Source organism: Mesorhizobium calcicola (assembly GCF_042682105.1).
Taxonomy (GTDB): Bacteria; Pseudomonadota; Alphaproteobacteria; order Rhizobiales; family Rhizobiaceae; genus Mesorhizobium; species Mesorhizobium calcicola.
In genome coordinates this window covers 22,396-46,138 of sequence record NZ_JBHUGY010000064.1, presented here as the reverse complement: position 1 = coordinate 46,138, position 23,743 = coordinate 22,396, and the positions used below count along the sequence as shown (strand labels likewise).

22 protein-coding genes, 1 tRNA gene and 1 pseudogene are annotated in these 23,743 nt (G+C 62.5%); 19 read left to right on the top strand and 5 right to left on the bottom strand.

The annotated features are described in order from the left end of the window. Positions 1 to 288 precede the first annotated feature (288 nt). The 5 genes and pseudogenes from ACFSQT_RS33160 to ACFSQT_RS33140 all read left to right on the top strand — a co-directional run bounded on the left by ACFSQT_RS33160 (position 289) and on the right by ACFSQT_RS33140 (position 5,260). A complete protein-coding gene (locus ACFSQT_RS33160) occupies positions 289 to 2,319 on the top strand; it encodes a lytic transglycosylase domain-containing protein (protein WP_379026001.1) in 2,031 nt (676 codons plus the stop codon). A 162-nt stretch (positions 2,320 to 2,481) separates the two neighbouring features. After that, positions 2,482 to 3,381 carry an alpha/beta fold hydrolase gene (locus ACFSQT_RS33155; protein WP_379025999.1) on the top strand — a complete coding sequence of 300 codons (900 nt, stop codon included), beginning with the start codon at positions 2,482 to 2,484 and terminating at the stop codon, positions 3,379 to 3,381. Between the two features lie 262 nt (positions 3,382 to 3,643). Beyond that, positions 3,644 to 3,734: transfer RNA gene (locus tag ACFSQT_RS33150), tRNA-Ser, on the top strand. A 67-nt stretch (positions 3,735 to 3,801) separates the two neighbouring features. Further along, positions 3,802 to 4,010: pseudogene (locus ACFSQT_RS33145) on the top strand (porin); the annotation flags it as partial. A gap of 137 nt (positions 4,011 to 4,147) precedes the next feature. Next, positions 4,148 to 5,260: a pyridoxal phosphate-dependent aminotransferase gene (locus ACFSQT_RS33140; protein ID WP_379025997.1), complete on the top strand. Its 1,113-nt coding sequence runs from the start codon at positions 4,148 to 4,150 to the stop codon at positions 5,258 to 5,260. An 18-nt stretch (positions 5,261 to 5,278) separates the two neighbouring features. Here ACFSQT_RS33140 and ACFSQT_RS33135 read toward each other — a convergent pair whose 3' ends face one another. Next, the gene (locus ACFSQT_RS33135; RefSeq protein ID WP_379025995.1) at positions 5,279 to 6,271 is read right to left on the bottom strand and encodes a bifunctional helix-turn-helix transcriptional regulator/GNAT family N-acetyltransferase; all 993 of its coding nucleotides are present in this window, start codon (positions 6,269 to 6,271) and stop codon (positions 5,279 to 5,281) included. Positions 6,272 to 6,437: 166 nt separating this feature from the next. Between ACFSQT_RS33135 and ACFSQT_RS33130 the strand changes: the two genes are divergently transcribed. From ACFSQT_RS33130 to ACFSQT_RS33095, 8 genes are all read left to right on the top strand, one after another. Next, a complete protein-coding gene (locus ACFSQT_RS33130; protein ID WP_379025993.1) occupies positions 6,438 to 6,722 on the top strand; it encodes an acylphosphatase in 285 nt (94 codons plus the stop codon). A 69-nt stretch (positions 6,723 to 6,791) separates the two neighbouring features. Then, on the top strand, positions 6,792 to 7,451 hold the full coding sequence (locus tag ACFSQT_RS33125) for a TetR/AcrR family transcriptional regulator (RefSeq protein WP_379025991.1): 660 nt from the start codon (positions 6,792 to 6,794) through the stop codon (positions 7,449 to 7,451). A gap of 59 nt (positions 7,452 to 7,510) precedes the next feature. Next, on the top strand, positions 7,511 to 8,674 hold the full coding sequence (locus ACFSQT_RS33120) for an isovaleryl-CoA dehydrogenase (protein ID WP_379025989.1): 1,164 nt from the start codon (positions 7,511 to 7,513) through the stop codon (positions 8,672 to 8,674). Then, positions 8,671 to 9,591 carry a DUF1444 domain-containing protein gene (locus ACFSQT_RS33115; RefSeq protein WP_379025987.1) on the top strand — a complete coding sequence of 307 codons (921 nt, stop codon included), beginning with the start codon at positions 8,671 to 8,673 and terminating at the stop codon, positions 9,589 to 9,591. Before ACFSQT_RS33120 ends, ACFSQT_RS33115 begins: the two co-directional genes overlap by 4 nt. A 9-nt stretch (positions 9,592 to 9,600) precedes the next feature. After that, positions 9,601 to 11,208, top strand: coding sequence for a carboxyl transferase domain-containing protein (locus tag ACFSQT_RS33110; protein WP_379025985.1), 1,608 nt, complete (start codon positions 9,601 to 9,603; stop codon positions 11,206 to 11,208). A gap of 1 nt (position 11,209) precedes the next feature. Continuing rightward, positions 11,210 to 11,737 (top strand): O-acetyl-ADP-ribose deacetylase, encoded by a 528-nt coding sequence (locus ACFSQT_RS33105; RefSeq protein ID WP_379025983.1) that lies wholly within the window; start codon positions 11,210 to 11,212, stop codon positions 11,735 to 11,737. 120 nt (positions 11,738 to 11,857) lie between these two features. Then, positions 11,858 to 12,235, top strand: coding sequence for a hypothetical protein (locus ACFSQT_RS33100; protein ID WP_379025981.1), 378 nt, complete (start codon positions 11,858 to 11,860; stop codon positions 12,233 to 12,235). 46 nt (positions 12,236 to 12,281) lie between these two features. After that, positions 12,282 to 14,264 (top strand): acetyl/propionyl/methylcrotonyl-CoA carboxylase subunit alpha, encoded by a 1,983-nt coding sequence (locus ACFSQT_RS33095; RefSeq protein WP_379025979.1) that lies wholly within the window; start codon positions 12,282 to 12,284, stop codon positions 14,262 to 14,264. 81 nt (positions 14,265 to 14,345) lie between these two features. Here the strand turns inward: ACFSQT_RS33095 and ACFSQT_RS33090 are convergent, their stop codons facing one another. Further along, the gene (locus tag ACFSQT_RS33090) at positions 14,346 to 15,467 is read right to left on the bottom strand and encodes an ABC transporter substrate-binding protein (RefSeq protein WP_379025977.1); all 1,122 of its coding nucleotides are present in this window, start codon (positions 15,465 to 15,467) and stop codon (positions 14,346 to 14,348) included. Between the two features lie 468 nt (positions 15,468 to 15,935). Next, positions 15,936 to 16,202: an SEL1-like repeat protein gene (locus ACFSQT_RS33085; RefSeq protein ID WP_010915070.1), complete on the bottom strand. Its 267-nt coding sequence runs from the start codon at positions 16,200 to 16,202 to the stop codon at positions 15,936 to 15,938. A gap of 452 nt (positions 16,203 to 16,654) precedes the next feature. Between ACFSQT_RS33085 and ACFSQT_RS33080 the strand changes: the two genes are divergently transcribed. The 5 genes from ACFSQT_RS33080 (at position 16,655) to ACFSQT_RS33060 (ending at position 20,335) form a co-directional block, all read left to right on the top strand. Then, positions 16,655 to 16,996 carry a DUF2147 domain-containing protein gene (locus ACFSQT_RS33080; RefSeq protein WP_379025975.1) on the top strand — a complete coding sequence of 114 codons (342 nt, stop codon included), beginning with the start codon at positions 16,655 to 16,657 and terminating at the stop codon, positions 16,994 to 16,996. A 225-nt stretch (positions 16,997 to 17,221) separates the two neighbouring features. Further along, positions 17,222 to 17,380: a hypothetical protein gene (locus tag ACFSQT_RS33075; protein ID WP_379025973.1), complete on the top strand. Its 159-nt coding sequence runs from the start codon at positions 17,222 to 17,224 to the stop codon at positions 17,378 to 17,380. Between the two features lie 39 nt (positions 17,381 to 17,419). Then, positions 17,420 to 17,614 (top strand): hypothetical protein, encoded by a 195-nt coding sequence (locus ACFSQT_RS33070; protein ID WP_379025971.1) that lies wholly within the window; start codon positions 17,420 to 17,422, stop codon positions 17,612 to 17,614. 116 nt (positions 17,615 to 17,730) lie between these two features. Continuing rightward, the gene (locus ACFSQT_RS33065) at positions 17,731 to 19,194 is read left to right on the top strand and encodes an AMP nucleosidase (protein WP_379025969.1); all 1,464 of its coding nucleotides are present in this window, start codon (positions 17,731 to 17,733) and stop codon (positions 19,192 to 19,194) included. Between the two features lie 121 nt (positions 19,195 to 19,315). Further along, positions 19,316 to 20,335 carry an endonuclease/exonuclease/phosphatase family protein gene (locus ACFSQT_RS33060; RefSeq protein WP_379025967.1) on the top strand — a complete coding sequence of 340 codons (1,020 nt, stop codon included), beginning with the start codon at positions 19,316 to 19,318 and terminating at the stop codon, positions 20,333 to 20,335. A 55-nt stretch (positions 20,336 to 20,390) separates the two neighbouring features. Here ACFSQT_RS33060 and ACFSQT_RS33055 read toward each other — a convergent pair whose 3' ends face one another. Both ACFSQT_RS33055 and ACFSQT_RS33050 read right to left on the bottom strand, forming a co-directional pair. Next, the gene (locus ACFSQT_RS33055; RefSeq protein WP_379025965.1) at positions 20,391 to 20,990 is read right to left on the bottom strand and encodes a DUF922 domain-containing protein; all 600 of its coding nucleotides are present in this window, start codon (positions 20,988 to 20,990) and stop codon (positions 20,391 to 20,393) included. A 62-nt stretch (positions 20,991 to 21,052) separates the two neighbouring features. After that, the gene (locus ACFSQT_RS33050) at positions 21,053 to 22,732 is read right to left on the bottom strand and encodes an electron transfer flavoprotein-ubiquinone oxidoreductase (protein ID WP_379025963.1); all 1,680 of its coding nucleotides are present in this window, start codon (positions 22,730 to 22,732) and stop codon (positions 21,053 to 21,055) included. 219 nt (positions 22,733 to 22,951) lie between these two features. Between ACFSQT_RS33050 and ACFSQT_RS33045 the strand changes: the two genes are divergently transcribed. Further along, the gene (locus ACFSQT_RS33045; protein WP_379025961.1) at positions 22,952 to 23,596 is read left to right on the top strand and encodes a hypothetical protein; all 645 of its coding nucleotides are present in this window, start codon (positions 22,952 to 22,954) and stop codon (positions 23,594 to 23,596) included. Positions 23,597 to 23,743: the final 147 nt, after the last annotated feature.

The following is a 23,743-nucleotide window of genomic DNA, read 5'->3' as shown; positions in this document are numbered from 1 at the left end:
TCCAACTCCTTGGGGCTTCTTTGTTCAAGCATGTCGTTGTCCCAAAACCGGTACCCACTCTCAGGCGACATGCATCGGTGTTTTGTCGTGCGCGCCTTCTAGCCGAAAGCGAAGCGGCGCACCATAGTCTCGACATGGTTGCGCGGCAAGCATTGCCATGGTGCCAGCAAGCGCAATTCGAACGACGGCGCTAACTCTTTGTTTACGGGCTCTTCACGACCTAAGTTTAGGCTTCGAGGCCTCTGCGCCTGCTGGTAGAATGCCAGGACAAGGAAAGACGTAAAGACCATGCCGGCCAGTCGGCCTCACCTCTTCGCGCTGCTTGGCGCCACGCTCGCGCTGATGCCGGGCATGGCGATCGGCGGTAGCGTCGATGTGCAGGTCGTCTCGGCCATCACGATGCCGGGCCTGCAGGCCGAGACGCAACAGGATGCCTCGCCAAGCGTCGCCCTGTTGAAAAGCGGGCTGGATGCGCTGGCGGCTGGCGACATTCCCGGCGCCCGCGCCGTGCGTGATGCCCTCCCCGGCCACTCGCTCGACCAGCACATCCTTGCCTGGGCGATCGCGCTTTACGGCGGCGACAAGGTTCCGAGCGGCGATATTGCCGCCGCCGCCAGGGAGCTGCCCAACTGGCCCGGCACCGTCGCCTTGCGCAAGAACAGCGAGCGCGCGCTCTATCGCGAGAACCCTGCCCCCGATACCGTCATTGCGGCGTTCGACGGCAGCCAGCCGCAGACATTCGAAGGCGTGATGGTTCTCGCCCGCGCCTACGTGGCGTCGGGCAATGCCAAGGCGGCGCGCTCGGTGCTGTCGCCATTCTGGCGCACGGCGATCCTGGAGGCCAAGGACGAGACGGCGCTGATCACGGAATTCGGCAGCCTGATTCCGGCCGCCGACCACCGTTTTCGCATGGAGCGCATGTTCTATGCCGATCGGGCGAATTCGGCACGACGTGTGGCCGGCCTCGCCGGTGCCCAGCAGCTTGCCGATGCCTGGGCGGCGGCCGACCGCGGCGACAAGAATGCACCTAAACTGCTGAAGGCGGTGCCGGCGGCACAGCGTTCTGCCGGCTATTTCTTTGCGCAGGCCGAATATCTGCGCAAGCAAGAGAATTTTGCCGGCGCCGCGGCTGTCGTGATGCAGGCACCGACCGATCGCGAAGCTCTGGTCGATCCGGATGCCTGGTGGGTCGAGCGCCGGGTGTTGTCGCGCGAACTGGTCGACCAGGGCGACATGAAGACGGCCTACCGGATCGTCGCCACGCATGCTGCCGAAAGTGCCACCAATGCGGCGGAGGCCGAGTTCCATGCCGGTTGGTATGCGCTGCGTGGCCTGAACGACCCCAAGCTTGCTGCAACGCATTTTACGCGCATCGCCGACCTCGCCCAGGGACCGATGACCCTGTCGCGCGCCTACTACTGGCTCGGCCGTGCGGCGGAAGTCGGTGGCCCGGGCAATGCCAAGGACTATTTTGCGCGCGCCGCTGCCTACGGCACGACATTCTACGGCCAGCTTGCCGCCGAACGTGTCGGCCGGCAGGCGCTGAACATCGTCTATCCGCAGCCCGACGCCGCCGACCGGCGGAATTTTGCCGGCCGCGAAGCCGTCAGCGCCATCAAGCGGCTGCAGGAGGCCGGTTACGACCGCTATGCCGAAACGCTCTATCGCGACCTTGCCGGGCAGTTGACCAGCCCCGGCGAACTGGCTCTGCTCGCCGTCCTGGCGGAAAAACAGGGCAACCACTTCATGGCGCTGAAAATCGGCAAGATCGCCGGGGCGCGCGGCATCGATGTCGGCGCGCTGTCGCATCCGCTCGGAGTCATTCCCGATTCGGCCAACATCTCCGGATCGGGAAAGGCGCTGGCCTATGCGATCGCCCGCCAGGAGAGCGAGTTCAACATCGGCGCCGTGTCCAGCGCCGGCGCGCGCGGGTTGCTGCAGCTGATGCCGGGCACAGCCAGGCAATTGGCGAAGAAGGCCGGACTGCAATTCTCGCCGACACGACTGACCACCGACGCCGGTTACAACGCGACGCTGGGTTCGGCCTTCCTCGGCGAGCAGCTCGATCGTTTCAACGGCTCCTATGTGCTGACCTTCGCCGGCTACAATGCCGGTCCCAACCGGGCCAGCCAGTGGGTAGCGAAATACGGTGATCCGCGCGGCAAGGACATCGACGCCATCGTCGACTGGATCGAGCGAATTCCCTACACGGAAACAAGAAGTTACGTGCAGCGCGTGATGGAGAATTACGAGGTTTACAAGATGCGTATTTCCGGCAAATACGACATCGTTGGAGATCTGGTGAACGGGCGCGGCTGACCGACAAGGTGACGGCTCCAGAGGCGACATCACCGAAGCTGCCAATCTCCCCCGCAAGAGGGGAGATCGGCAGCTTCGGCGTCCCGCTCTTCATTTGACCCCACCTTCCCTCACCTGTAGCTGTCGAGGAACAATCCGGCGACGGGAAGGGATAGAATCCAGATGTCGAGCACTGAAGGCTTTTCCGACTTTTTCTACAGCGCGCCGGATGGGCTGAAACTTCACGCGCGCGTCTATGGTGAAGCAAATTCCGGACACTGGCCGGTCGTCTGCCTGCCCGGCCTGACCCGCAACGCCCGGGATTTTCATGAGCTGGCGCTCCATCTTTCGGCCCGAGCCGCGGTTCCGCGCAAGGTGGTAGCCTTCGACTATCGCGGGCGCGGACAGTCCGCCTACGATGCCGATATCGGTCGTTACAATGTCGGCGTCGAAGCTGGCGACATCCTTGCCGGGCTGGTGGCATTGGGAATGGAGGCGGCGGCCTTCATCGGCACATCGCGCGGCGGGCTGATCATCCATGTGCTCGGCATGATGCAGCCGGCCACCCTGAAAGCCATTGTTTTCAATGACATCGGTCCGGTGATCGAGCCGGCCGGCCTTGCCCACATCCAGTCCTATCTTGAACGCGCGCCGAAGCCCAAGACCTTCACCGAGGCACTGGATGCCCAGCGCAGCGTTCACGGCCAGGACTTTTCCGCACTCATCGATACGGATTGGGCGCGAATGGTACGGGCGCTCAACCGCGAGACGGATCAAGGCCTGGTGCCGGATTTCGACCCGAAGCTGGTCGAGACCGTTGCGGGTCTCGATCTGACGCAGCCTTTGCCGGCCCTATGGCAGCAATTCGACGCGTTGGGTGCGATTCCTCTGCTCACCATACGCGGCGCCAATTCGAGATTGCTGTCCACAGACACGTTGCGGCAGATGCGGGAGCATCATTCGGTGATGGAGACGATCACGGTCGAGGGCCAGGGCCATGCGCCATTCCTCGATACGGGTAGCCTGCCCGACGACATCGCGGCCTTTCTTGATCGAGCCGAGCGACAGAATAGCCTCAAGTAAATTCCAAGACAAAACCAGGATTTTGGTCGTCACAACAGTATAGGCCAGCTCGCCAGCCTACTTGGCTTTTTGAACTTTTCCGAGGCGCTTTCATCGAGGCCGCCGCTGCCTCGTCTCTCTGTTTCCGTGCTGCCGCCCGGGATGAAGGCGCGGTCACGGGCGACGAAAAGAGGGAGCCGCGGTTCGGTGCGCTCTTATTTTTCCATATAATGACGCGGGCTTGTTGATTGTGCCGGCGCTTTTCTTTATCCAGCGGCGCAACGGAGAGGTGGCCGAGTGGTCGAAGGCGCTCCCCTGCTAAGGGAGTAGAGGTCAAAAGCTTCTCGTGGGTTCGAATCCCATCCTCTCCGCCATCCTGCTACGCGCTTCGCGCTTCGCAGGACAAGTCCTTCCCTTTCCGCGAAGCAGGATGCCCTCCGAAGCCTCGGCGCTCAGATCTCGTATGACGAATGGAAGAATCTCGGCGTTGCCGCGAACATCGCCTACGACGTCGTACCGGGCCTGACGATCACGGCCGAAGTCGACTACCTCAATGCTGGTAAGTTCGACGACGCCGACTTCTCCACTGGACTGGCGCCGACAAGAAGAGCAGCATCGGCGGCATCCTCCGCTTCCAGCGCTCGTCCTAATACATTTCGACTTGTCGAAATCGAAAACCCGGCGGGCAACCGCCGGGTTTTTTGCATTGAAGTGCCGCTCGGTCGGCAACTTGCGCGCGCCCAACCGGCGCGGTAGCAAGAAGGCCCTTTTCAAGCGAGCTTTCACCATGCGCCAGCGCCCTCCCCTAACGCCGATCATCGCAGCGCTTCCCTCGACGGTGCCGTTTGTCGGCCCCGAAGCACAGGAGCGCGAACGTGGCCGCGCTTTTCGCGCCCGCATCGGCGCCAATGAGAGCAGTTTTGGTCCTTCGCCGCGCGTCATCGAGCGCATGGCCGGAATCGCCCGGGACATGTGGATGTATTGCGATCCCGACAATCATGATCTGAAAGTGGCGGTTGCCGCGCATCACGACGTGAAGGCCGAAAACATCGTGGTCGGCGAAGGCATAGACGGCCTGCTCAACCTGGTGGCGCGCATGTATGTGGCGCCTGGCGATGCCGTGGTCACCTCGCTCGGCGCGTATCCAACCTTCAACTTCCATATTGCCGGTGTCGGCGGGCGGCTGGTCACGGTCCCCTATGAGAACGACAGGGAAAGCCTGGACGGCTTGCTTGCGGCGGTGCGCAAGGACAAGGCGCCGCTGGTCTACCTGTCCAACCCCGACAACCCGATGGGCAGCTGGTGGGAGGCGGACGAGCTCATCCGCTTCATCGAGGCGCTGCCGGAAACCACCATGCTGGTGCTCGACGAGGCCTATGGCGAACTCGGACCGGCCTCGGCGCTGCCACCGATCGATATCTCCAGACCGAACGTCATCCGCATGCGCACATTCTCGAAGGCGTATGGGCTCGCCGGCATACGCTGCGGCTATGCGGTTGCCGAGTCCCAGGTGATCCGTGACTTCGAGAAGATCCGCAACCATTACGGCGTCAGCCGCATGGCCCAGATCGCCGGCGTCGAGGCGCTCGCCGATCAGGACTATCTGCAGAGCGTGGTGGCGCGGGTTGAGGCCGGCCGCCGACGCATCGCCGGCATAGCCGAGCAGAACGGGCTGAAGCCGCTGGTCTCGGCAACCAATTTCGTCACCATCGACTGTGGCGGCGATGGCGCCTTCGCGCTGAAGGTGCTGCAGGGCCTGCTGTCACGCGACGTCTTCATCCGCAAGCCGATGGTGCCAGTGCTCGACCGCTGCATTCGAGTCAGCGTCGGCCTCGACCATGAACTCGACATTTTCGCCGAGGAACTGCCCGGCGCGCTGGCGGCGGCGCGGGGGAATTAGAGCTGGGGCCGGTCGCGCTTACAAATCCAGTTCCCAGGTCTGGCCGGTCAATTCCTTGCCGAAACTGTGGTGATGTTCCTCCGAGACCAGCCTGAAGCCGGCGCGCTCATAGATCGCGCGCGCCGCGACGAGGATGTCGTTGGTCCACAGCACCAGCCTGATGTAGCCGCAGGCGCGGGCCTGGCTCACGCATTCCGCGACCAGGCGTTTGCCGATGCCCAGGCCCCGCGCCGCCGCCTCGACATGCAGCAGCCTCAGCTTGGCCACCTCGTCGTCCAGATGAACCAGGAACACCGCGCCAACCGGCTCGCTGCCACGTTCGGCGATCCAGCAGAAATCGCGGCCGGGCACGAAATTGCGGATGAAATCCGCACCAATCTCGGCGAGCATGGCTTCGAACTCGATGTTCCAGCCATATTCATCGGCGTAGAGCTGGGCCTGCCGCTGCACGACCCAGCCGACGTCGCCAACGCGGTGCGGCCTCAGCGTCACCTCGCCGTTTTCACCGGCAGGATCCCCCAGCAATTCCCCGGCCTTGCGCAACGCGCTGCCCAGTTCGTGTAGCCTGTCGTCGGGGACGCTTTCGATCAGCCGCGCCGTGTCCCGATCAGCCGCCGCCTGAAGCCTGGCAAGCGCGGCCTCGCCCCTTGATGTCAGCGAGAGAACCCTTCGACGACGGTCGGCCGGATCCGTTCTGGCCTCGGTCAGCCCCTCGGCGGCAAACTTGCGCAGAATCCGCGTCAGATAGGCGGCATCGACACGCAGTTGCCTGGCGATTTCGGAGGCCGCCGGGCCGTTCTCCAGCCGAAATGCTCCGGCCAGGAAACCGCGTTCGCCGGCGATCTCGGCGGAAGCCGGGCTGCTGTGATGGCCCACTTCGAACAGCACGCGCGCCTCGGTCAAGGTGAAAGCGCTCTGCGTCAGGGTCTCGTCGAGAAGGCCGATGGTGCGGGTGTAGAATCGGTTGAAGTGGCGGATCTGCGCCACCAATGCGTTGCGTTCGTCCAACATTTGCATCCAACCCCAATAAGGCGGCCTCATTTTCCAAAAATTAATGGACTGAGTCAATTAAATTTCAAAAACCAGAGAGCCCAGCTGTTGCGTCGTGCGCACAATTCTCAGGTTGCATTCCTCGGGCCGTGCGCCAGATTCCAAGGAGACAGGCTTGGAGAGATTCATGGCTGGTCATCGCAGGGAAGTGCGGGCACGCGTCTACGGCAATGTTCAAGGCGTCGGCTTCAGAATCTGGGCTCGGCGCGAGGCCACAAACCTTGGTCTTGCGGGCTGGGTTCGCAATGAAGCGGACGGGTCCGTAGCGACCCAGATCGCAGGCCTCGATGAAGCGGTCTCGACAATGATCGAGCGCCTATGGAAAGGGCCGTCCGGTGCTTCCGTTTCCAGGGTCGATGTCGAGGAGTTGGCAGCCGGAAACACTCTTGTCGGGTTCAGGATCATTGCATGACGGCGGATTTGGTTCCGTACCTTGAATTAATTGAACGTTCGTTTTAATATTGCTCCGCAGGGAGCGACCATGGCGCGTACCACAGGATCCGATGGCGAAAAGACCGAAGCGGCCATCCGTGAGGCGGCGATCAACCTGATCGCGCGCTTTGGCTACGAAGCGATGTCAATGCGCCAGCTTGCCGCCGAAGTCGGCGTCCAGGCAGCCGCGCTCTACCGCTATTTCCCGACCAAGGAAGAGCTTCTGTTCACGCTCATGCGCGAACATATGGAAGGCCTGACCGACGCCTGGGAAGCAGCCAGGCCCGCCAGCACGGATCCCGTGCGGCGGCTCTCCGCCTATGTCGAAAACCACATCGCTTTTCATATCGAACGTCGGCACGCCACGCATGTGTCGAACATGGAATTGCGCAGCCTGTCGCCCGAACGGCTGACACAGATCCTGCGGATGCGCACCGCTTACGAAAAGGAGCTGCGCGCCATCCTGCGCGATGGCGCCGAGGCAGGCGTCTTCAGCATCGACGACACCGGGCTGACGGCCATGGCCCTGATCCAGATGATGACCGGCGTCATCGTCTGGTTTCGCCCGGGCGAGCGGCTGTCGATCGCTGAAGTGACGGCGACATATCTTTCGATGACGATGCGCCTGGTTGGAGCAGGAACCGACGGCGAGACGACCCATGACACCGCGCGCGCCTTCGGACGCGCAAGAGACGCCGCAGCACCTTGATTTCGCGTATGCTCCTTCGAAGATCGAGATCTTCGGGGTCATGCAGGCAGGAGGAAAGCATGTACACGAACACGCTCAGCTTCGGGCATGACGAGGATATCGAGGCGCTGCGCGACATGGTGCGGCGCTTCGCGCAGGACAGGATCGCGCCGATCGCCGCCGACATCGATCGCGCGAACGAATTCCCGGCGCATCTGTGGCGCGAACTCGGCGCGCTCGGGCTGCTCGGCATTACGGCCGATCCCGATTTCGGCGGCAGCGGCATGGGCTATCTTGCGCATGTCATCGCCGTCGAGGAGATCTCTCGCGCCTCGGCATCGGTCGGCCTCTCCTACGGCGCCCACTCCAACCTCTGCGTCAACCAGATCAACCGCTGGGCAACGCCGGCGCAGAAGGAGAAATTCCTGCCGCCGCTCTGTTCCGGCGAGCGCATCGGCGCGCTGGCGATGTCGGAATCCGGGGCCGGCTCGGACGTCGTCTCACTCAAGCTGCGCGCCGAAAAGCGCAATGACCGCTATGTGCTCAACGGCACCAAGATGTGGATCACCAACGGGCCGGACGCCGAGACGCTAGTCGTCTATGCCAAGACCGACCCGGAGCGGAAATCGCGCGGCATCACCGCCTTCATCGTCGAGAAGGCGATGGCCGGGTTTTCCGTGGCGCAAAAACTCGACAAGCTCGGCATGCGCGGCTCCAACACCGGCGAACTGGTTTTTTCGGATGTCGAAGTGCCGTTCGAAAACGTGCTGCACGAGGAAGGCCGCGGCGTCGAGGTGCTGATGTCTGGCCTCGACTACGAGCGCACCGTGCTTGCCGGCGGCCCGATCGGCCTTATGGCGGCGTGTCTCGACGTGGCGATCCCCTACGTGCACGAGCGCAAGCAGTTCGGCCAGCCTATCGGCGAGTTCCAGCTGGTGCAAGGCAAGCTCGCCGACATGTACACGACGATGAGCGCCGCGCGCGCCTACGTCTATGCCGTCGCCGCCGCATGCGACCGCGGCCAGACGACGCGCAAGGATGCCGCCGGCTGCGTGCTGTTTGCCGCCGAAAAGGCGACGCAGATGGCGCTCGACGCTCTCCAGCTGCTTGGCGGCAATGGCTATATCAACGACTATCCGACCGGGCGGTTGTTGCGCGACGCGAAACTCTACGAAATCGGTGCCGGCACCAGCGAAATCCGCCGCTGGCTGATCGGGCGCGAAATCATCGCGGAGGGGGTGTGAGCGATTTCAGAATGCGTAGCTTGCAGGAATATTTCGGAACAATCACACGCGCCGCCGTCGCCTTGATTTCGCTGTCGGTGCCTGCGGGGACCGCCTATTCCGATCCGCTGAAATTCGAAAACGTCGCGGCACTGCGCGCTGAGGTCATTTCGCGTCTGAAGACCGACAGTCGCATCAAGGAGACCATTCCCGACTCCGACGATCCGGCTAGGTTGAAAGTAACCAGGCAGCGCCGATCCGGCAAAGATCTGGAACTCCAGGTGGATGTTACAAACTTGCTTGGCAGGATCCGCGATTTGCCGGCGGCGGAAGCTGAAACAGAGATCCAACGTTTTCTGCGCGTGCTTGTCCTCAACGACACCGAAGACGGTTTCGATGCTGGTCATTTGATAGCGAACATTCGACCTCGCGAACATCTCAGCGGCCTGGAATCAAAAGCCGCCACACCTGATGCAGAACCCGTCTACGAAGATTTGGCTGGGGATGTCGTGGTTCTCTACCAAATTGACACCGAGGACACGCTTGCCAGTTTACAGTTTGCCGATGTTGGAGGTCGCTCCTTCGCACAGCTCCGTCAGCTTGCACTAGAAAACATCAACAGGCAGATGACGCAGGTCAGGCAAAGCGAAATCCTGGAAGGAATATCCATTTTTACCGTCGAGGGTGACGAAGCCATCTCCCCGGCTCTGCTTCTGACCGACAAATTCTGGGCTCTGCTTGAAGCTCAATTTCCAGGCGGCATGCTGATAGCCATTCCCCAACGTGACGCGGTTGTGGTTTTGGACAAGCGTGTGCCCAACACAATCCAGATTGCTCGCGCCTTGATAGACAAAGTTTTCGAGGACGAACCCGACCTTCTATCCGAATATGTTTTCGAGCGACGAGACGGTAAGTTGCTAGTCGTGGCGGAGCATTAGGAATCGATCATGGCTACATTGCAAACCCAGATCTCCCCCGCCTCAGACACCTTTCGCGCCAATGCCGAGCGCATGCGGGCGCTGGTCGCCGACATCGCGGACAAGGCGGCAGGCGTCGAGCGCGGCGGGTCGGACGAGGCGCGGGAACGCCACGTTTCCCGCGGCAAGCTTTTGCCGCGCGAGCGCCTTGCGCAGTTGCTCGACATCGGCTCGCCCTTCCTCGAGATCGGCCAGTTCGCGGCATGGTCGATGTATGGCGAGGAGATTTCCGCGGCCGGCTTGATCGCCGGCATCGGTCGTGTCGAAGGCACCGAGGTGATGATCGTCGTCAACGACGCCACGGTGAAGGGCGGCACCTATTATCCGCTGACCGTGAAGAAGCACTTGCGGGCGCAGGAGATCGCGCTGCAGAACAATCTGCCTTGCATCTATCTGGTCGACAGCGGCGGCGCCAATCTACCCAACCAGGACGAGGTGTTTCCCGACCGCGAGCATTTCGGCCGCATCTTCTACAACCAGGCAAACATGTCGGCGGCCGGCATCCCGCAGATCGCCTGCGTCATGGGTTCGTGCACAGCGGGCGGCGCCTATGTGCCGGCAATGTCGGACGAGACGATCATGGTGCGCAACCAGGCGACCATCTTCCTCGGCGGGCCGCCGCTGGTGAAAGCGGCCACCGGTGAAGACGTCAGCGCCGAGGACCTCGGCGGCGCGGACGTGCACACCCGCCTTTCCGGCGTTGCCGACCACTATGCGCTGGACGACGACCATGCGCTCGCAATCTGTCGTCGTATCGTCAAAAACCTGAATCGGAACAAGACCGTAAGCCTAAACTTACAGAGATCGATTCCACCGCTTCACGCAGCGGATGAGTTGTACGGCATCGTACCGACGGATCTGCGCCAGCCCTATGACGTGCGCGAGGTGATCGCGCGCATCGTCGACGGCTCCGAATTCGATGAGTTCAAGCAGAATTACGGCACCACGCTGATCACCGGCTTTGCCCATCTCCATGGCATGCCGGTCGGCATCATCGCCAACAACGGCGTGCTGTTTTCCGATAGCGCATTGAAGGGCGCGCACTTCATCCAGCTCTGCTGCCAGCGCAAGATCCCGCTTGTTTTCCTGCAGAACATCACCGGCTTCATGGTCGGCAGAAAATATGAAGCGGGCGGCATCGCCAAGGACGGCGCCAAGCTGGTGATGGCGGTGGCCACCGCCAGGGTGCCGAAGGTGACTGTCATCATCGGCGGTTCGTTCGGCGCCGGCAATTACGGCATGTGCGGCCGCGCCTATTCACCGCGCTTCGTGTGGATGTGGCCGAATGCCCGCATCTCGGTGATGGGCGGCGAACAGGCGGCAACGGTGCTCGCCATGGTCAAGCGCGAAGGCATCGAGCGCAAGGGCGGCGAATGGAGCGCCGAGGAGGAGGCAAAGTTCAAGAAGCCGATCCTGATGAAATACGAGCACGAGGGCCACCCGCTCTACTCGTCCGCCCGCCTCTGGGACGACGGCATCATCGACCCGGCGAAGACGCGCGAGGTGCTGGCGCTCAGCCTGTCCGCCGCGCGCAACGCCGAGATCGAGGAGACGCGCTTCGGCGTGTTCAGGATGTGACATGAACGATCGTGCGCGGATTCAGGTTCATGCCGGCGACATCACCAAAATGGCCGTCGATGCCATCGTCAACGCCGCCAACACCTCGCTTCTCGGTGGTGGCGGGGTCGATGGCGCGATTCACCGTGCGGCCGGCCGTGAGCTCGAGTTCGAATGCCGCATGTTGAATGGATGCAAGATCGGCGAAGCCAAGATCACCAAGGGCTACAAACTGCCGGCGCGACACATCATCCACACGGTCGGGCCGGTCTGGCAAGGCGGCGGCAAGGGCGAAGCCGAATTGCTGGCCTCTTGCTATATCCGCTCGCTCGAACTCGCCGCCGCCAATGACTGCCGCACCGTAGCGTTTCCTGCGATCTCCACGGGTGTCTACCGCTACCCGAAAGAAGAGGCGACGCAGATCGCCGTCGACACGGTCAGCAGGTTCATCGAGAAACGAACACTGCCGGAAACCGTCATTTTTTGCTGCTTCGACGACCAAACGGCGGAACTATACCGGCAGGCCGTTGCTGCCCTGCGAAAAGGCTGAACTGTATGGACCAACCGATTGACCAGAATAGGCCGCGTCGAATCTCCGCTGGCCAGCTGGCGGCGAAACAAAATATTCGCTATCGCTCATCCCGCACAGTGCAATGGGGACAGGGCGGAAATGAAACTGGAATATTGCCAGAAGACGATTGCTTCGATACTTGCAAGTTTGCTCATATTCGCAACACATGGCGCCGGTTCGGCGGAATCGCTGGCGGGCAAGATGGGCGACAAGCGGTTTTCTCCGACCTTGTCGCTCGATCCGAAGGAAGCCTGCTACAAATCCTACCTCGCCTATATCGCGGCGAGCGGCCATTCGGCCTACGCCACGACGTTCTATTCGCGCGTCGTCGATCTCCATATTTTCTGCAGCGTGAAGCTGAACGCACCTTCGCAGAAGGCCGCCGAGGAGACTGCGTTGCGTGCCTGTCAGACCGGCTTCGCCAGGTGGAAGGTCAAGACCGCAAGCGGCGGCTGCACGATCGCTGCGTCGAAGTAAGCCGGCGGCCGGACTGGCGCCGCCCGAGGCAAACCCGGGAGGCTCCATGTTCGCCAAGATCCTGATCGCCAATCGCGGCGAGATCGCTTGCCGGGTCATCCGCACGGCGCGCAAGCTGGGCGTGCACACCGTTGCCGTCTACTCGGATGCCGATGCGAAATCCCTGCATGTCGAGTTGGCCGACGAAGCCGTGCCCATCGGCCCCTCGCCCGTCGGCGAAAGCTATCTGCGCGGCGACAAGATTGTCGCGGCAGCCTTGGCGACAGGCGCGCAAGCCATTCATCCCGGTTACGGCTTCCTGTCGGAAAACCCTGATTTCGTCGACCAGGTGGTGGCGGCGGGGTTGGTCTTCATCGGTCCGTCGGCGGCTTCGATCCGCGCCATGGGACTGAAGGATGCCGCCAAGCGACTGATGGAAAAGGCCGGCGTGCCAGTGGTGCCGGGCTACCATGGCGAGGCGCAGGAGATCGTGCTGCTGGCGTCCAAGGCGCGCGAGATCGGTTATCCCGTGCTGATCAAGGCACGCGCCGGCGGCGGCGGCAAGGGCATGCGCCGGGTCGAGCACCCCGATGAGTTTTCCGAGGCACTGTCCAGCGCGCGGCGCGAGGCGAAAGCCGCTTTCGGCGACGACCGCGTGCTGGTCGAGAAATATGTCGACAAACCGCGACACATCGAGGTGCAGGTGTTCGGCGACAATCTCGGTAACGCCGTGCACCTCTATGAGCGGGACTGCTCGGCGCAGCGGCGGCACCAGAAGGTGATCGAGGAAGCCCCCGCCCCCGGCATGACACCGGCACTGCGCAAGGCGATGACGGATGCGGCGGTGAAAGCCGCCAAGGCGATCAACTATTCCGGCGCCGGCACCATCGAGTTCATCGTCGACGCCTCGCAGGGCCTCAAGGCCGACCGCTTCTGGTTCATGGAAATGAACACCCGCCTGCAGGTCGAACACCCGGTCACCGAAATGGTGACCGGCACCGACCTGGTCGAGTGGCAGTTGCGGGTCGCCAGCGGCGAACAGCTGCCGAAGACGCAGAGCGAGATCACGCTTGCCGGTCATGCCTTCGAGGCGCGCATCTATGCCGAGGATGCAGCAAAGGGGTTCCTGCCGGCAACCGGCACGTTGCATCATCTGAAGTTTCCGGACGCAGCCCCCGAAGGCGCCACGATGCGCATCGAGACCGGCGTGCGGGCCGGCGATGCCATTTCACCCTATTACGACCCGATGATCGCCAAGCTGGTCGTCCACGCAAAGGACAGGCAGGCAGCACTGGACGCGCTCGGCGCGGCGCTGTCGCGAACCGAGATTGCCGGCTCGACCGTCAACACCGCCTTTCTTGCCGCCCTCGCCACCGACCCGGACTTTGCCGCAGGCGATGTCGACACGAGCCTGATCGCCAGGCATCAGGAGACATTGACGATCGTACCGCCGCCGAGCGGCGAAATCGTTGCGGCAGCCGCGCTTGCGGCCTCAGGTGCCGGAGCATCGCCGCCATCCGACGATCCGTGGTCGTCGCTTGCCGGCTATGCGCATTTCCACGGCGTGGCGCGGCGCACACGGCTGAAGTTCGGCGATGACGACATCGCGGCAAGGGTTTCGGTGCGGCCGGACGGGCGGTTCCAGGTGGCGTTGGACAAGCCTTTTGACGACACCAATTCACATGATTTTCGCGCCGCGCCACGCCTTGCCCGCTGGCCTGGCCACATCGCCGTGTTCGAAGGCGCCGTTGGCTATACCTTCGCCGTGCCGGACCCGCTGGGCCGGGCGGATGAGGCGGCAGCAGGCGCCGGCAGCCTGCGCGCACCGATGCCGGGACTGGTCAAGCTGGTGCGCGCGGCAAAAGGCGATGTTGTGATCAAGGGCCGGCCGCTGCTGATCCTCGAAGCGATGAAGATGGAGCATACCATTGCCGCCCCGCATGACGGGGTGATCGCCGAGATCGCCACCGAAGGAGCGCAGGTCACCGAGGGGACCGTGCTGGTGCGGTTCGTCGAGGACCAGAACCCTTCGGCCGCTGCCGCAAGCTGACAGCCGAAAGCGGACGACAAAGAAAAATGGCCGGGACGAACCCGGCCATTCCTTTACGCTATGTGGCCGCCAGGGCGACGATTACTGCGCGATCGGCGCGTACTTGCCGTCGTGCCACTGGTTGATGTCGTAGCTGGCATTCTTGAGGTCACCCTTTTCGTCGAAGGTGACGTTGCCGACAACGGTGCTGATCGGCGTGCCGTTCTTCAGCGCTTCGGCAACCTTGGCCGGATCGTCGCTGCCGGCGCGCTTGACGCCCTCGGCAAAGGCCTGGATCACCGCGTAGGAGAACAGCGTGAAGCCTTCCGGCACGAAGCCGCCCGCCTTGATCTTCTCGACGGCTGCCTTGGCTTCGGGCTTTGCCTGCGGATCCGACGGGAAGACGAACATGGTGCCCTCGCCGGCCGGGCCGGCGACCTGCCAGAATTCCGGTGAGGCGATGGAGTCCGGCATGATCAGCTGGTACTTCAGGTTCTGTTCCGCCGACTGACGCAGGATCAGGCCGGCTTCCGGATGGTAACCGCCGAAATAGACCACGTCGGCCTTCAAGTCCTTGAGCTTGGTGACGAGAGCCGAATAGTCCTTCTCGCCGGCATTGATGCCGTCATAATACACTTCCTTGAGGCCGCCGGTATTCATGGTTGCCCTGACGGCGTCAGCCACGCCCTGTCCGTAGGCGCTCTTGTCGTGCAGGATGACGACGTTCTTGCCGGCAAACTTCTTGGCGATCCACGGGCCGATGAAGGCCCCCTGCGCGTCGTCGCGCGTATAAAGGCGCATGATCGTCGGCCAGCCGGCCTTGGCCGCCGCGTCGGTCAGCACCGGGTTCGACGAGGCCGGGCTCATCATCAGGGCGCCGGCCTCGGCATAGACGGCGGAGGCCGGAATGCTCGAACCCGAGCAGGCGTGGCCGTCGATGAACTTGACGCCATCGGCGACGATGCGGTTGGCGACCGAAACGGCCTGCTTGGGATCGCACTGGTCGTCCTGGATGCTCAGCTTGATCTGGCGACCGTCGACACCGCCCGCCGCGTTGATTGCGTCAGCAGCGGCCTGTGCGCCCTGCTTGAACTGATCGCCGATGGTGGCGAGTTGTCCGGTCATCGGACCGACCACCGCAAAGGTGATGTCGTCGGCGAATGCAACCGGCGCACTCATCATCAGGCCAAAAACGGCCGCGCTCAAAATACTTATTTTTTTCATGGTAGAACTCCTCCACTCACGCGCGGCCGCCCGGCCGCGCTTCTTCCATAGAGGCGGGACAATTTCACCCTTCACCGGGCCTGTCTAGGCGCATCGGCGGCACTCGATTGGGCCTGCAAGACGTCTTCCACGCAAAAAAGCCACGCCAGCCTTGTTTCGGCTGGTCGTGGCTTTTTGCCCGTCAAGCGGTCCCCAAGCGCCCCCGCACCCCGAAATCCCGCTCACCTCCCCGCGTCGCGCGACTGAGCCTTTCCGGCCTGCCGCGTTCTTTTCTATCTCTTTGTTCGAGCCTGATCTCCGGACATACGGTTTCCGTTTGTCCGAGAAAATCGGATTCCGCTTTTCGGGATCATGCTCGAGGTCGTCGACCGTCTTGCGCGGCCTTCTGTTCCGCCGGGTCTGGCCGTCTGTGCGGTCTTGATCCCGGGGCTTCCCTGTCTTCGGTAGTCTATCCGCGATTGGCCGATCTCAGTGCATGGTCATCCATTCGCGGGCTTCGCGAAGCGCCTTGGCAATCTCGACCTTCGACATCGCCGCCGAAAGTTCCGAACGCAGTTCCGCGGCGCGGGCCGAGCCCTTGATCGCGGCGATGTTGAACCATTTGTGGGCGGCAACGACATCGGTCTCGCAATCGCGGCCGGTCGCATACATCATGCCCAGTTCGAAAAGAATGTCGGCCTGGGCTGTTGCCCCCATGGCGCCGAAGCCTGCTTCAAGCATTTCAAAACGTGCCATTTTCAAATCCCCTGTTCTGGCCCTGTCTGGCTCCCGAGAGCTGCCTTCGTTTGTCCTTGCGGGCTGCTCTTCCGATGCTTTCGAGAATGCCGTGGAGGCTTGAATCCGTCGTTAAATGGCGTGCTTAATTTGAGGAAAACAAAGCTAAAACAAGAGGTAAACGCGGAAATTCGTTAAGGATACAAAGCCAGCAATCGCGCTGGTTTTCGCCAAATTTGACGAAAATTTTCGTGGCGAGAATCAACACTCCGCTAACCACGGGAAACAAACACGATCCGCCGATGCCTTCCTTTTCTTGCCCGCGCGGCCCGCATTGGCGCCTTTTCAAAATCCCAAAGTCTTCCGCAGCGGCACCGCTTTTGTTTTGCCGGGAGCTGGACTAGCTTACGTTTGCGTAAGCGGCAGACCGGCGAGGCGGAGCATCCGGCCGGACATCCAAAGGGAGGAAGAGCATGTTTCGAAAAGTAAGCCTGGCCCTTGCGGCCACATTGATCATGGCTGGCGCGGCGTCGGCCGATCCGATCGAAGGCAACTGGAAGACGCAGGCCGGCGATACCGCGGCCATCGCTGGCGGCGGCGCATTTTCCATCACGCTCAAGTCCGGCAAATATGCCGGCAAGACCATTGGCTCGCTCGAGGCGGCAGGCGACAACAAATATGCCGGCAGCATCACCGATCCGGCAAACGACAAGACCTATTCGGGCAAGGCAACATTGTCGGGCACCTCGCTTAAGATGAGCGGCTGCGTGCTCGGCGGACTGATCTGCAAGAGCCAGACCTGGCACAAGCTCTGATCGATCGTATCCTTGCGACATGACAACGGGGCCCCAACGGGCCCCGTTTTCGTTTTATCGAGACATCCTGCGCCGGTGATGCTCGAGACCGGCCAGCACCCGTCCAAACCGACGCTGGCGCCGACAAAGCCCGTCAACCAATTTGAACCGCAGATGAACGCCGGCATCAGAGCCGGTTCAGTCGCGCTCGGGCATTCTCCTGCGTGTTGAAGGAGACACGACCCAATGCTTGCTCGCCGCTTCGCCATCGTCTGCCTGCTGATGAGCCTGTTTGGAATGTTCTTCGCCATCCTCGTCGCCGAAGCGGGCCGTCCAGCCCGCGCCTGGGACGAGGCCAGTTCCAGAACCTGCCGCCTCGCCTGCCCCACCCATCTTCGCAACTGAACAAAGAAACCAAGACCTCGAAAAGAAAAGCAGAACACCATGAACCGCATCGCCGCCAACACTCTCAAGACCCTTCGGCTTCTGCCGCGGGCGGCGCTTATCCTGATGGTTCTCGCCGCTCCGGTGCTGGCCGTGCCGATGATGCGCGCCGATGCCGGTTCGACGATCGAAGCGCCAGCTTTGAAGAAGTCCGGCGTCGGCTTCGTGCTCCTGGTCAGCCTGCAGCGCGGTTAAAGAAAAAAGACGCTTTGGCTGCCTTCGATCGCGACACCCCTCCCAAGTGCCGATCCAAGTCTCTATATTGAGCCATGGAAAAGCGAATCTATCCACAACCCATCGAATCGGTCGTCATGCCGGAGCCTTTTGGCCGGCAAAGCTTTGATCGCGCCGAAAAGGCCGTCGCGGCACTGCAGGCGCTGTACGACCGCAACACCAGGTTCCTGCGCGACTCCTTTGCGGCGCTGGCGGCAGCGGGCGGCGACAACGGCAAGCGCTACCGCGCCTTCTACCCGGAGATCGGCGTCACCACCAATTCGTTCACCCAGATCGACTCGCGCCAGGCCTATGGCCATATGCCGACGCCCGGGCATTTTTCGACCACGATCACCCAACCGGGCCTGTTCGAGAGCTACCTGATCGAGCAGTTGCGCCTGATCATGCGCAATCATGGTGTCGCGGTCACCGTTTCGGAATCGACCACGCCCATCCCGCTGCATTTCGCCTTTCTCGAAGGCACCCATGTCGACGGCACAACGGCCGAGCGCATCAAGCGGCCGATCCGCGACCTGTTCGACGTCCCGGACCTCGACGGCACCGACGACCAGATCGCCAACGGCACTTTCGAAGTGGCCTTCGGCGAACCGCGGCCATTGGCGCCCTTCACGGCACAGCGCATCGACTATTCGCTGCACCGCCTGTCGCACTATACGGCGACCACGCCGCAGCATTTTCAGAACTTTGTGCTGTTCACCAATTATCAGTTCTACATCGACGAGTTCGTCGCCCGCGCCCGCGACCTGATGGCCAATGGCGGCGACGGCTATACCGAGTTCGTCGAGCCGGGCAATGTCATCACCAAGGTTGGGCAAAGCGCGCCCAGCGAAGGGGCCGCACCGCCGCGCCTGCCACAGATGCCGGCCTATCATCTGAAGAAGCCGAACCATGGCGGCATCACCATGGTCAACATCGGCGTCGGGCCTTCCAACGCCAAGACGATCACCGACCATATCGCGGTGCTGAGGCCACATGCCTGGGTCATGCTTGGCCATTGCGCCGGGCTGCGCAACACCCAGGCGCTCGGCGACTATGTGCTGGCGCATGCCTATGTGCGCGAGGATCACGTCCTCGACGACGATCTTCCTGTCTGGGTGCCGATCCCGCCGCTGGCCGAGATCCAGGTGGCGCTGCAGGAAGCTGTCGCAGAGGTTACCGGCCTGTCCGGCTATGACCTCAAGCGCATCATGCGCACCGGCACCGTTGCCACCATCGACAACCGCAACTGGGAACTGCGCGACCAGCGCGGACCGGTGCAGCGACTGTCGCAGTCGCGCGCCATCGCGCTCGACATGGAATCGGCGACGATCGCGGCCAACGGCTTCCGCTTCCGCGTGCCCTACGGCACGCTGCTGTGCGTTTCGGACAAACCACTCCATGGTGAGTTGAAGCTGCCCGGCATGGCGACCGAGTTCTACAAGCGCCAGGTGGCGCAGCACCTGACCATCGGCATCAGGGCGATGGAGAAGCTCGCGGAAATGCCGATGGAGCGGCTGCATTCACGCAAGCTGAGAAGTTTTTCGGAGACGGCGTTCCAATAGGCTGATCACGCTTCGCACGGGCATTTCTTCATCTTGATTGGGCCGCATTTTTGCAGATAACCGTGCCAGCAGCATTTCTGGCAACCCATGCAGACCTGACCCGATGAGACGCAGTCGAGACATGGCAGCTTCACTGGCATTCATCGCGATGATGATGTTCTCGGTTGCGCTGGTCGCCGGGTTCTTCGGAACGCTGCATCCGGCCTTCGATTCCTTCTCGCATTTCCGCGTTCATCTTGCCGTGCTGATGGCGCTTTGCGCGCTGCCGCTGCTGGCCACGCCATTTCGCCTGCAAGCGGCCGCGGCGCTGCTTTTTGCCCTGGCGGCCTTTGCCACCACCTCCAGCGCGCTGCCATTTTCGCGTTTGTGGCCGGTCCAGGCGGCTTATGAAGCCAAGAACGAAGACCACGCGGTTTACAAGCTGCTGCAGATGAACCTGCGCTACGACAATCCGACGCCGAAGAAGGTGCTGTCGCTGATTGGCCGGACCAATCCCGACGTGATCACCCTCGACGAGGTGTCGGCGATGTGGACGACCGAGCTTGGCTACATCACCAGCGCGTACCCATACCGGATCCTTTGTCCCTACCCGAACGGCATATTCGGCGTCGCACTGCTGTCGCGGCGGCCCTTTGCCGCCGGCACCGAGCCGCGTTGCGAGCGGCGCGGCGCCATGGCTATGGCGACCGTCGACTTCGGCGGTATTGACGCCGATGTCGCGGCGATCCATCTCAGCTGGCCATGGCCACGCGAGCAGCACTGGCAGATCGGTGAGCTTGCGGAATCGCTCTCCTCGCTAGGCGAGACGGCCATCATGGCGGGCGACTGCAACGCCGTGCCGTGGAGTGCCGCCGTGCGCCGCGTCGCCGCGCTCGGCGGGCTGACCGTTATGCCATCCGCGGGACCGACCTGGATCTACATCAAGTTGCCGGATTTCCTGCGGCGCTTCGCCGGCCTGCCGATCGATCAGGTTTTCAGCAAGGGCGGGGTGACCATTCATTCCGCGACACGGCTGGAAGAAACCGGCTCGGACCACCTGCCGGTGCTGGTTGAGTTCTCGCTCAGGCTCAACGAGCAAAAGCCGACGGACGAACACGAGACCGCGACCGCGTCGCTGACATCGGCCAAGCCACGAATCTGAGCCTGCGGCATCTATCGTACGGGCACCGGCTCCATCCGGAACCGCGAATGAGGCTCTATGATTTCGCCAAGGCGTCAACCAGATATTCTACGTGACCGCCTTCCCGGTGCTCACGCGCGTCGAAGGCGTTCTGCCTGGCCTCGTATTCGTCAAAGATAGCGTCGATCCGCCGGCGCGCCTCGCGCCGTGTCCTGGAACACTGCGCGTCATTGGGGACAGTCAGGCCCGTAAGCGACTTCTCGGTCGCCTTCATCATCTGCCTGGCAATGTCGCCATGGGTCTCCTCATGCGTACGAACGCCGGCGAAGAACCGCGCCCAGCGCCTGCTGAGTGCCGGCGGCAGGGTGGACGCGACATGGGGATAGGTGAAATTCAGGTTGAGCGTTCCGTTGACCTGCCCGATGCGGCAGGTGCCCTTGACCTCAACAAGGTCGAAGTTCCAAGCCTTTGTATAGCTGGTCTGTGCGATGGTGCGAGCCATGAAGCCATGCCTCGGCCCGTTGCGGTCCATGGACTCGATCAGAGCCTCTCCGGTCTTGCCGGAGATGTCGTATGTCTGCGTCTTGACCAGGATTTTCACATCAGCCGATGCGGCCGTCGCGGAGCCGAACAAGGCGCCGATGATCGCCAGACCTGAAAGAGTGAGCAAGCGCATATCCGGCTCCTTTCAACGACGACGAGCGGACCGGCGGCAGAGTGCCGCCGGCGCGGGGCACTTCACATGCCTTGGTAGACCGGTCCCTCGCCGCCTTGCGGCGGTATCCAGTTGATGTTCTGGTTCGGGTCCTTGATGTCGCAGGTTTTGCAGTGGACGCAGTTCTGCGCGTTGATGACGAAGCGCACGTCCTTGGCCGCCGGATCGGCGGCGGCGTTGCCGTCCTTGTCGACCCACTCATAGACGCCGGCCGGACAATAGCGTGTCGAGGGCCCGGCAAAGACATCGTGTTCGGAGCGCTGCTGCAGGGCCATGTCGGCGACAAGCAGGTGCACCGGTTCGTTTTCCTCATGGTTGGTGTTGGACAGGAACACCGAGGACAGGCGGTCGAAAGTCAGCACACCATCGGGCTTCGGATAGGCGATCTTCCGGTGCTGGGCGGCCGGCTCCAGCGTCGCATAATCGGCCTTGCCATGCTTGAGCGTGCCGAAGGGCGAGACGCCGAACAGCGTGTTCAGCCACATGTCGAGGCCGCCGAGACCGACGCCTACGATGGTGCCGAAGCGCGACCATAGCGGCTTGACGTTGCGCACCTTCTTCAGGTCCTTGCCGATGTCGGTTGCCCGCCAGGCTGCCTCGTAGGAGGAAAGCTCGTCATTGGCGCGGCCGGCGCCGATCGCCTCGGCGACATGTTCGGCCGCCAGCATGCCGGACAGCACGGCATTGTGCGAGCCCTTGATGCGCGGCACGTTGACGAAGCCCGCAGCGCAGCCCATCAGCGCGCCACCGGGGAAGGACAGTTTCGGCACCGATTGCCAGCCGCCCTCGGTGATGGCGCGCGCGCCATAGCCCAGGCGCTTGGCGCCATCGAAGGTGCCCCGGATTGCCGGATGGGTCTTGAAGCGCTGGAATTCCTCGAACGGTGACAGCCAGGGGTTCTTGTAATTGAGGTGGAGGACGAAGCCGACCGCCACCTGGTTGTCCTCGATATGGTAGAGGAAGGAGCCGCCGCCGGTCTTCATGTCGAGCGGCCAGCCGAAGGAATGCTGCACCAGGCCCGGCTTGTGGTTCTCCGGCTTGACCTGCCAGAGCTCCTTGAGGCCGATGCCGTACTTGCCGGGCTCGCGGCCATCGGACAGCTTGTACTTGGCGATCAACTGCTTGGCGAGCGAACCGCGCGCACCCTCGCCGATCAGCACGTATTTGCCCATCAGCGCCATGCCCGGTGCAAAGCCGGAGCCGTGCGTGCCGTCCTTCTCGACCCCCATGTCGCCGGTGACGACGCCGGTGACGGCGCCTTCCTCATTGTAGAGCAGGCCGGCGGCGGCAAAGCCCGGATAGATCTCGACGCCCAGCGCCTCGGCCTTGGTCGCCAGCCAGCGGCAGACATTGCCGAGCGAGACGATGTAGTTGCCGTGATTGTTCATCAGCGGCGGCATCAGGAAGTTGGGCAGACGGAACGAACCGGCAGGACCGAGCACGAGGAAATGGTCCGCCGTGACCGGCGTCTTGAAAGGATGGCCTTCCTCCTGGCGCCAGCCCGGCAGCAGCCGGTCGATGCCAATCGGATCGACGACGGCACCGGAGAGGATATGGGCGCCGACCTCGCCGCCCTTTTCCAGAACGACAACCGAGAGCTCGGGATTGACCTGCTTCAGGCGGATGGCGGCGGCAAGGCCGGCCGGGCCGGCGCCGACGACAACCACGTCGAATTCCATGCTTTCGCGTTCGATGTCGCTCATCTACCCCTCCGCACTGGCTTATCCCATTCGGGTATCTTGCTGGCTCCTGCGCTGCATAGCGCATCAATTGGCGACAGGAAACCGGCGCATACGTGACAATGCCGTTTTGGCCAAAAAGTCGCGCATAGCGAGGCTGGATGGGGTGTTTTCGTCTGACATGGCACGCGAGCTTACGTTTTTAATTGTTCGGCGGCTTGCTTATCGGCCATACTTCACGCCATGCGCATTCCTGGGCCAGCCGGCTTTTCATCGACGCGCTTTCCATCGACGCCCGGCCGGGCCTGCCGGGCGCTCCTTTTGGCCCTTCCGATGCTGGCACCGGGTCATACCGCCGCGGACGAGGTGAAAGTCTGGGCCGCGGGCGCATACTCCTTCTCCGACGAGCTCGGCGGCTTCCATATCACCGGCGCCTCGGGGACCGGAACGAAGGACGACCCGCTGGTCATCACCGAAGAGCTGAATTCATCAACGCCGGTGACGCTGACCATCCGCACGACAAAGCCGATCCAGGCCTTCGGCGCGGCCGGCGAATTCGCCAACGGCATCATGTATATGCGCATCGACGTGCTCAACAACAGCGGCCAGGCCTGGGTTGAATTCCAGTTCGAGCTGCAGGAGATCCTGAACCAGCCGAGCGTGTTCGGCGACGGGCTTTCGTTCGACCAGCGCAACAAGTCGCCCGACAACATCCGGTCGAGCAATTTCGCCGATTTCGACCGCGATTTCGAACCCTATGACCGCCTGCTGTTCAAGAACGGCAAGGTCGACCCGATGAAAACAGTCAGGTTCGAATTCCTGATGACCGACTATACGCCGCGCTGGACCTTCTATCTGGTGCAGGATCCGCGCATCCCGACGGGCTGAAATATGCCGATATTCAGGCGATCCCGGCCTGCAAACGGCGGTGCCCTGCGCTTCCGGTGCTCACGTACTCTACGTACGCTCCGCTCCGGTTCTCGGACACCACCATTTTCCGCACGGCCTCCCCTGAATCTCAACATATTTCGACGC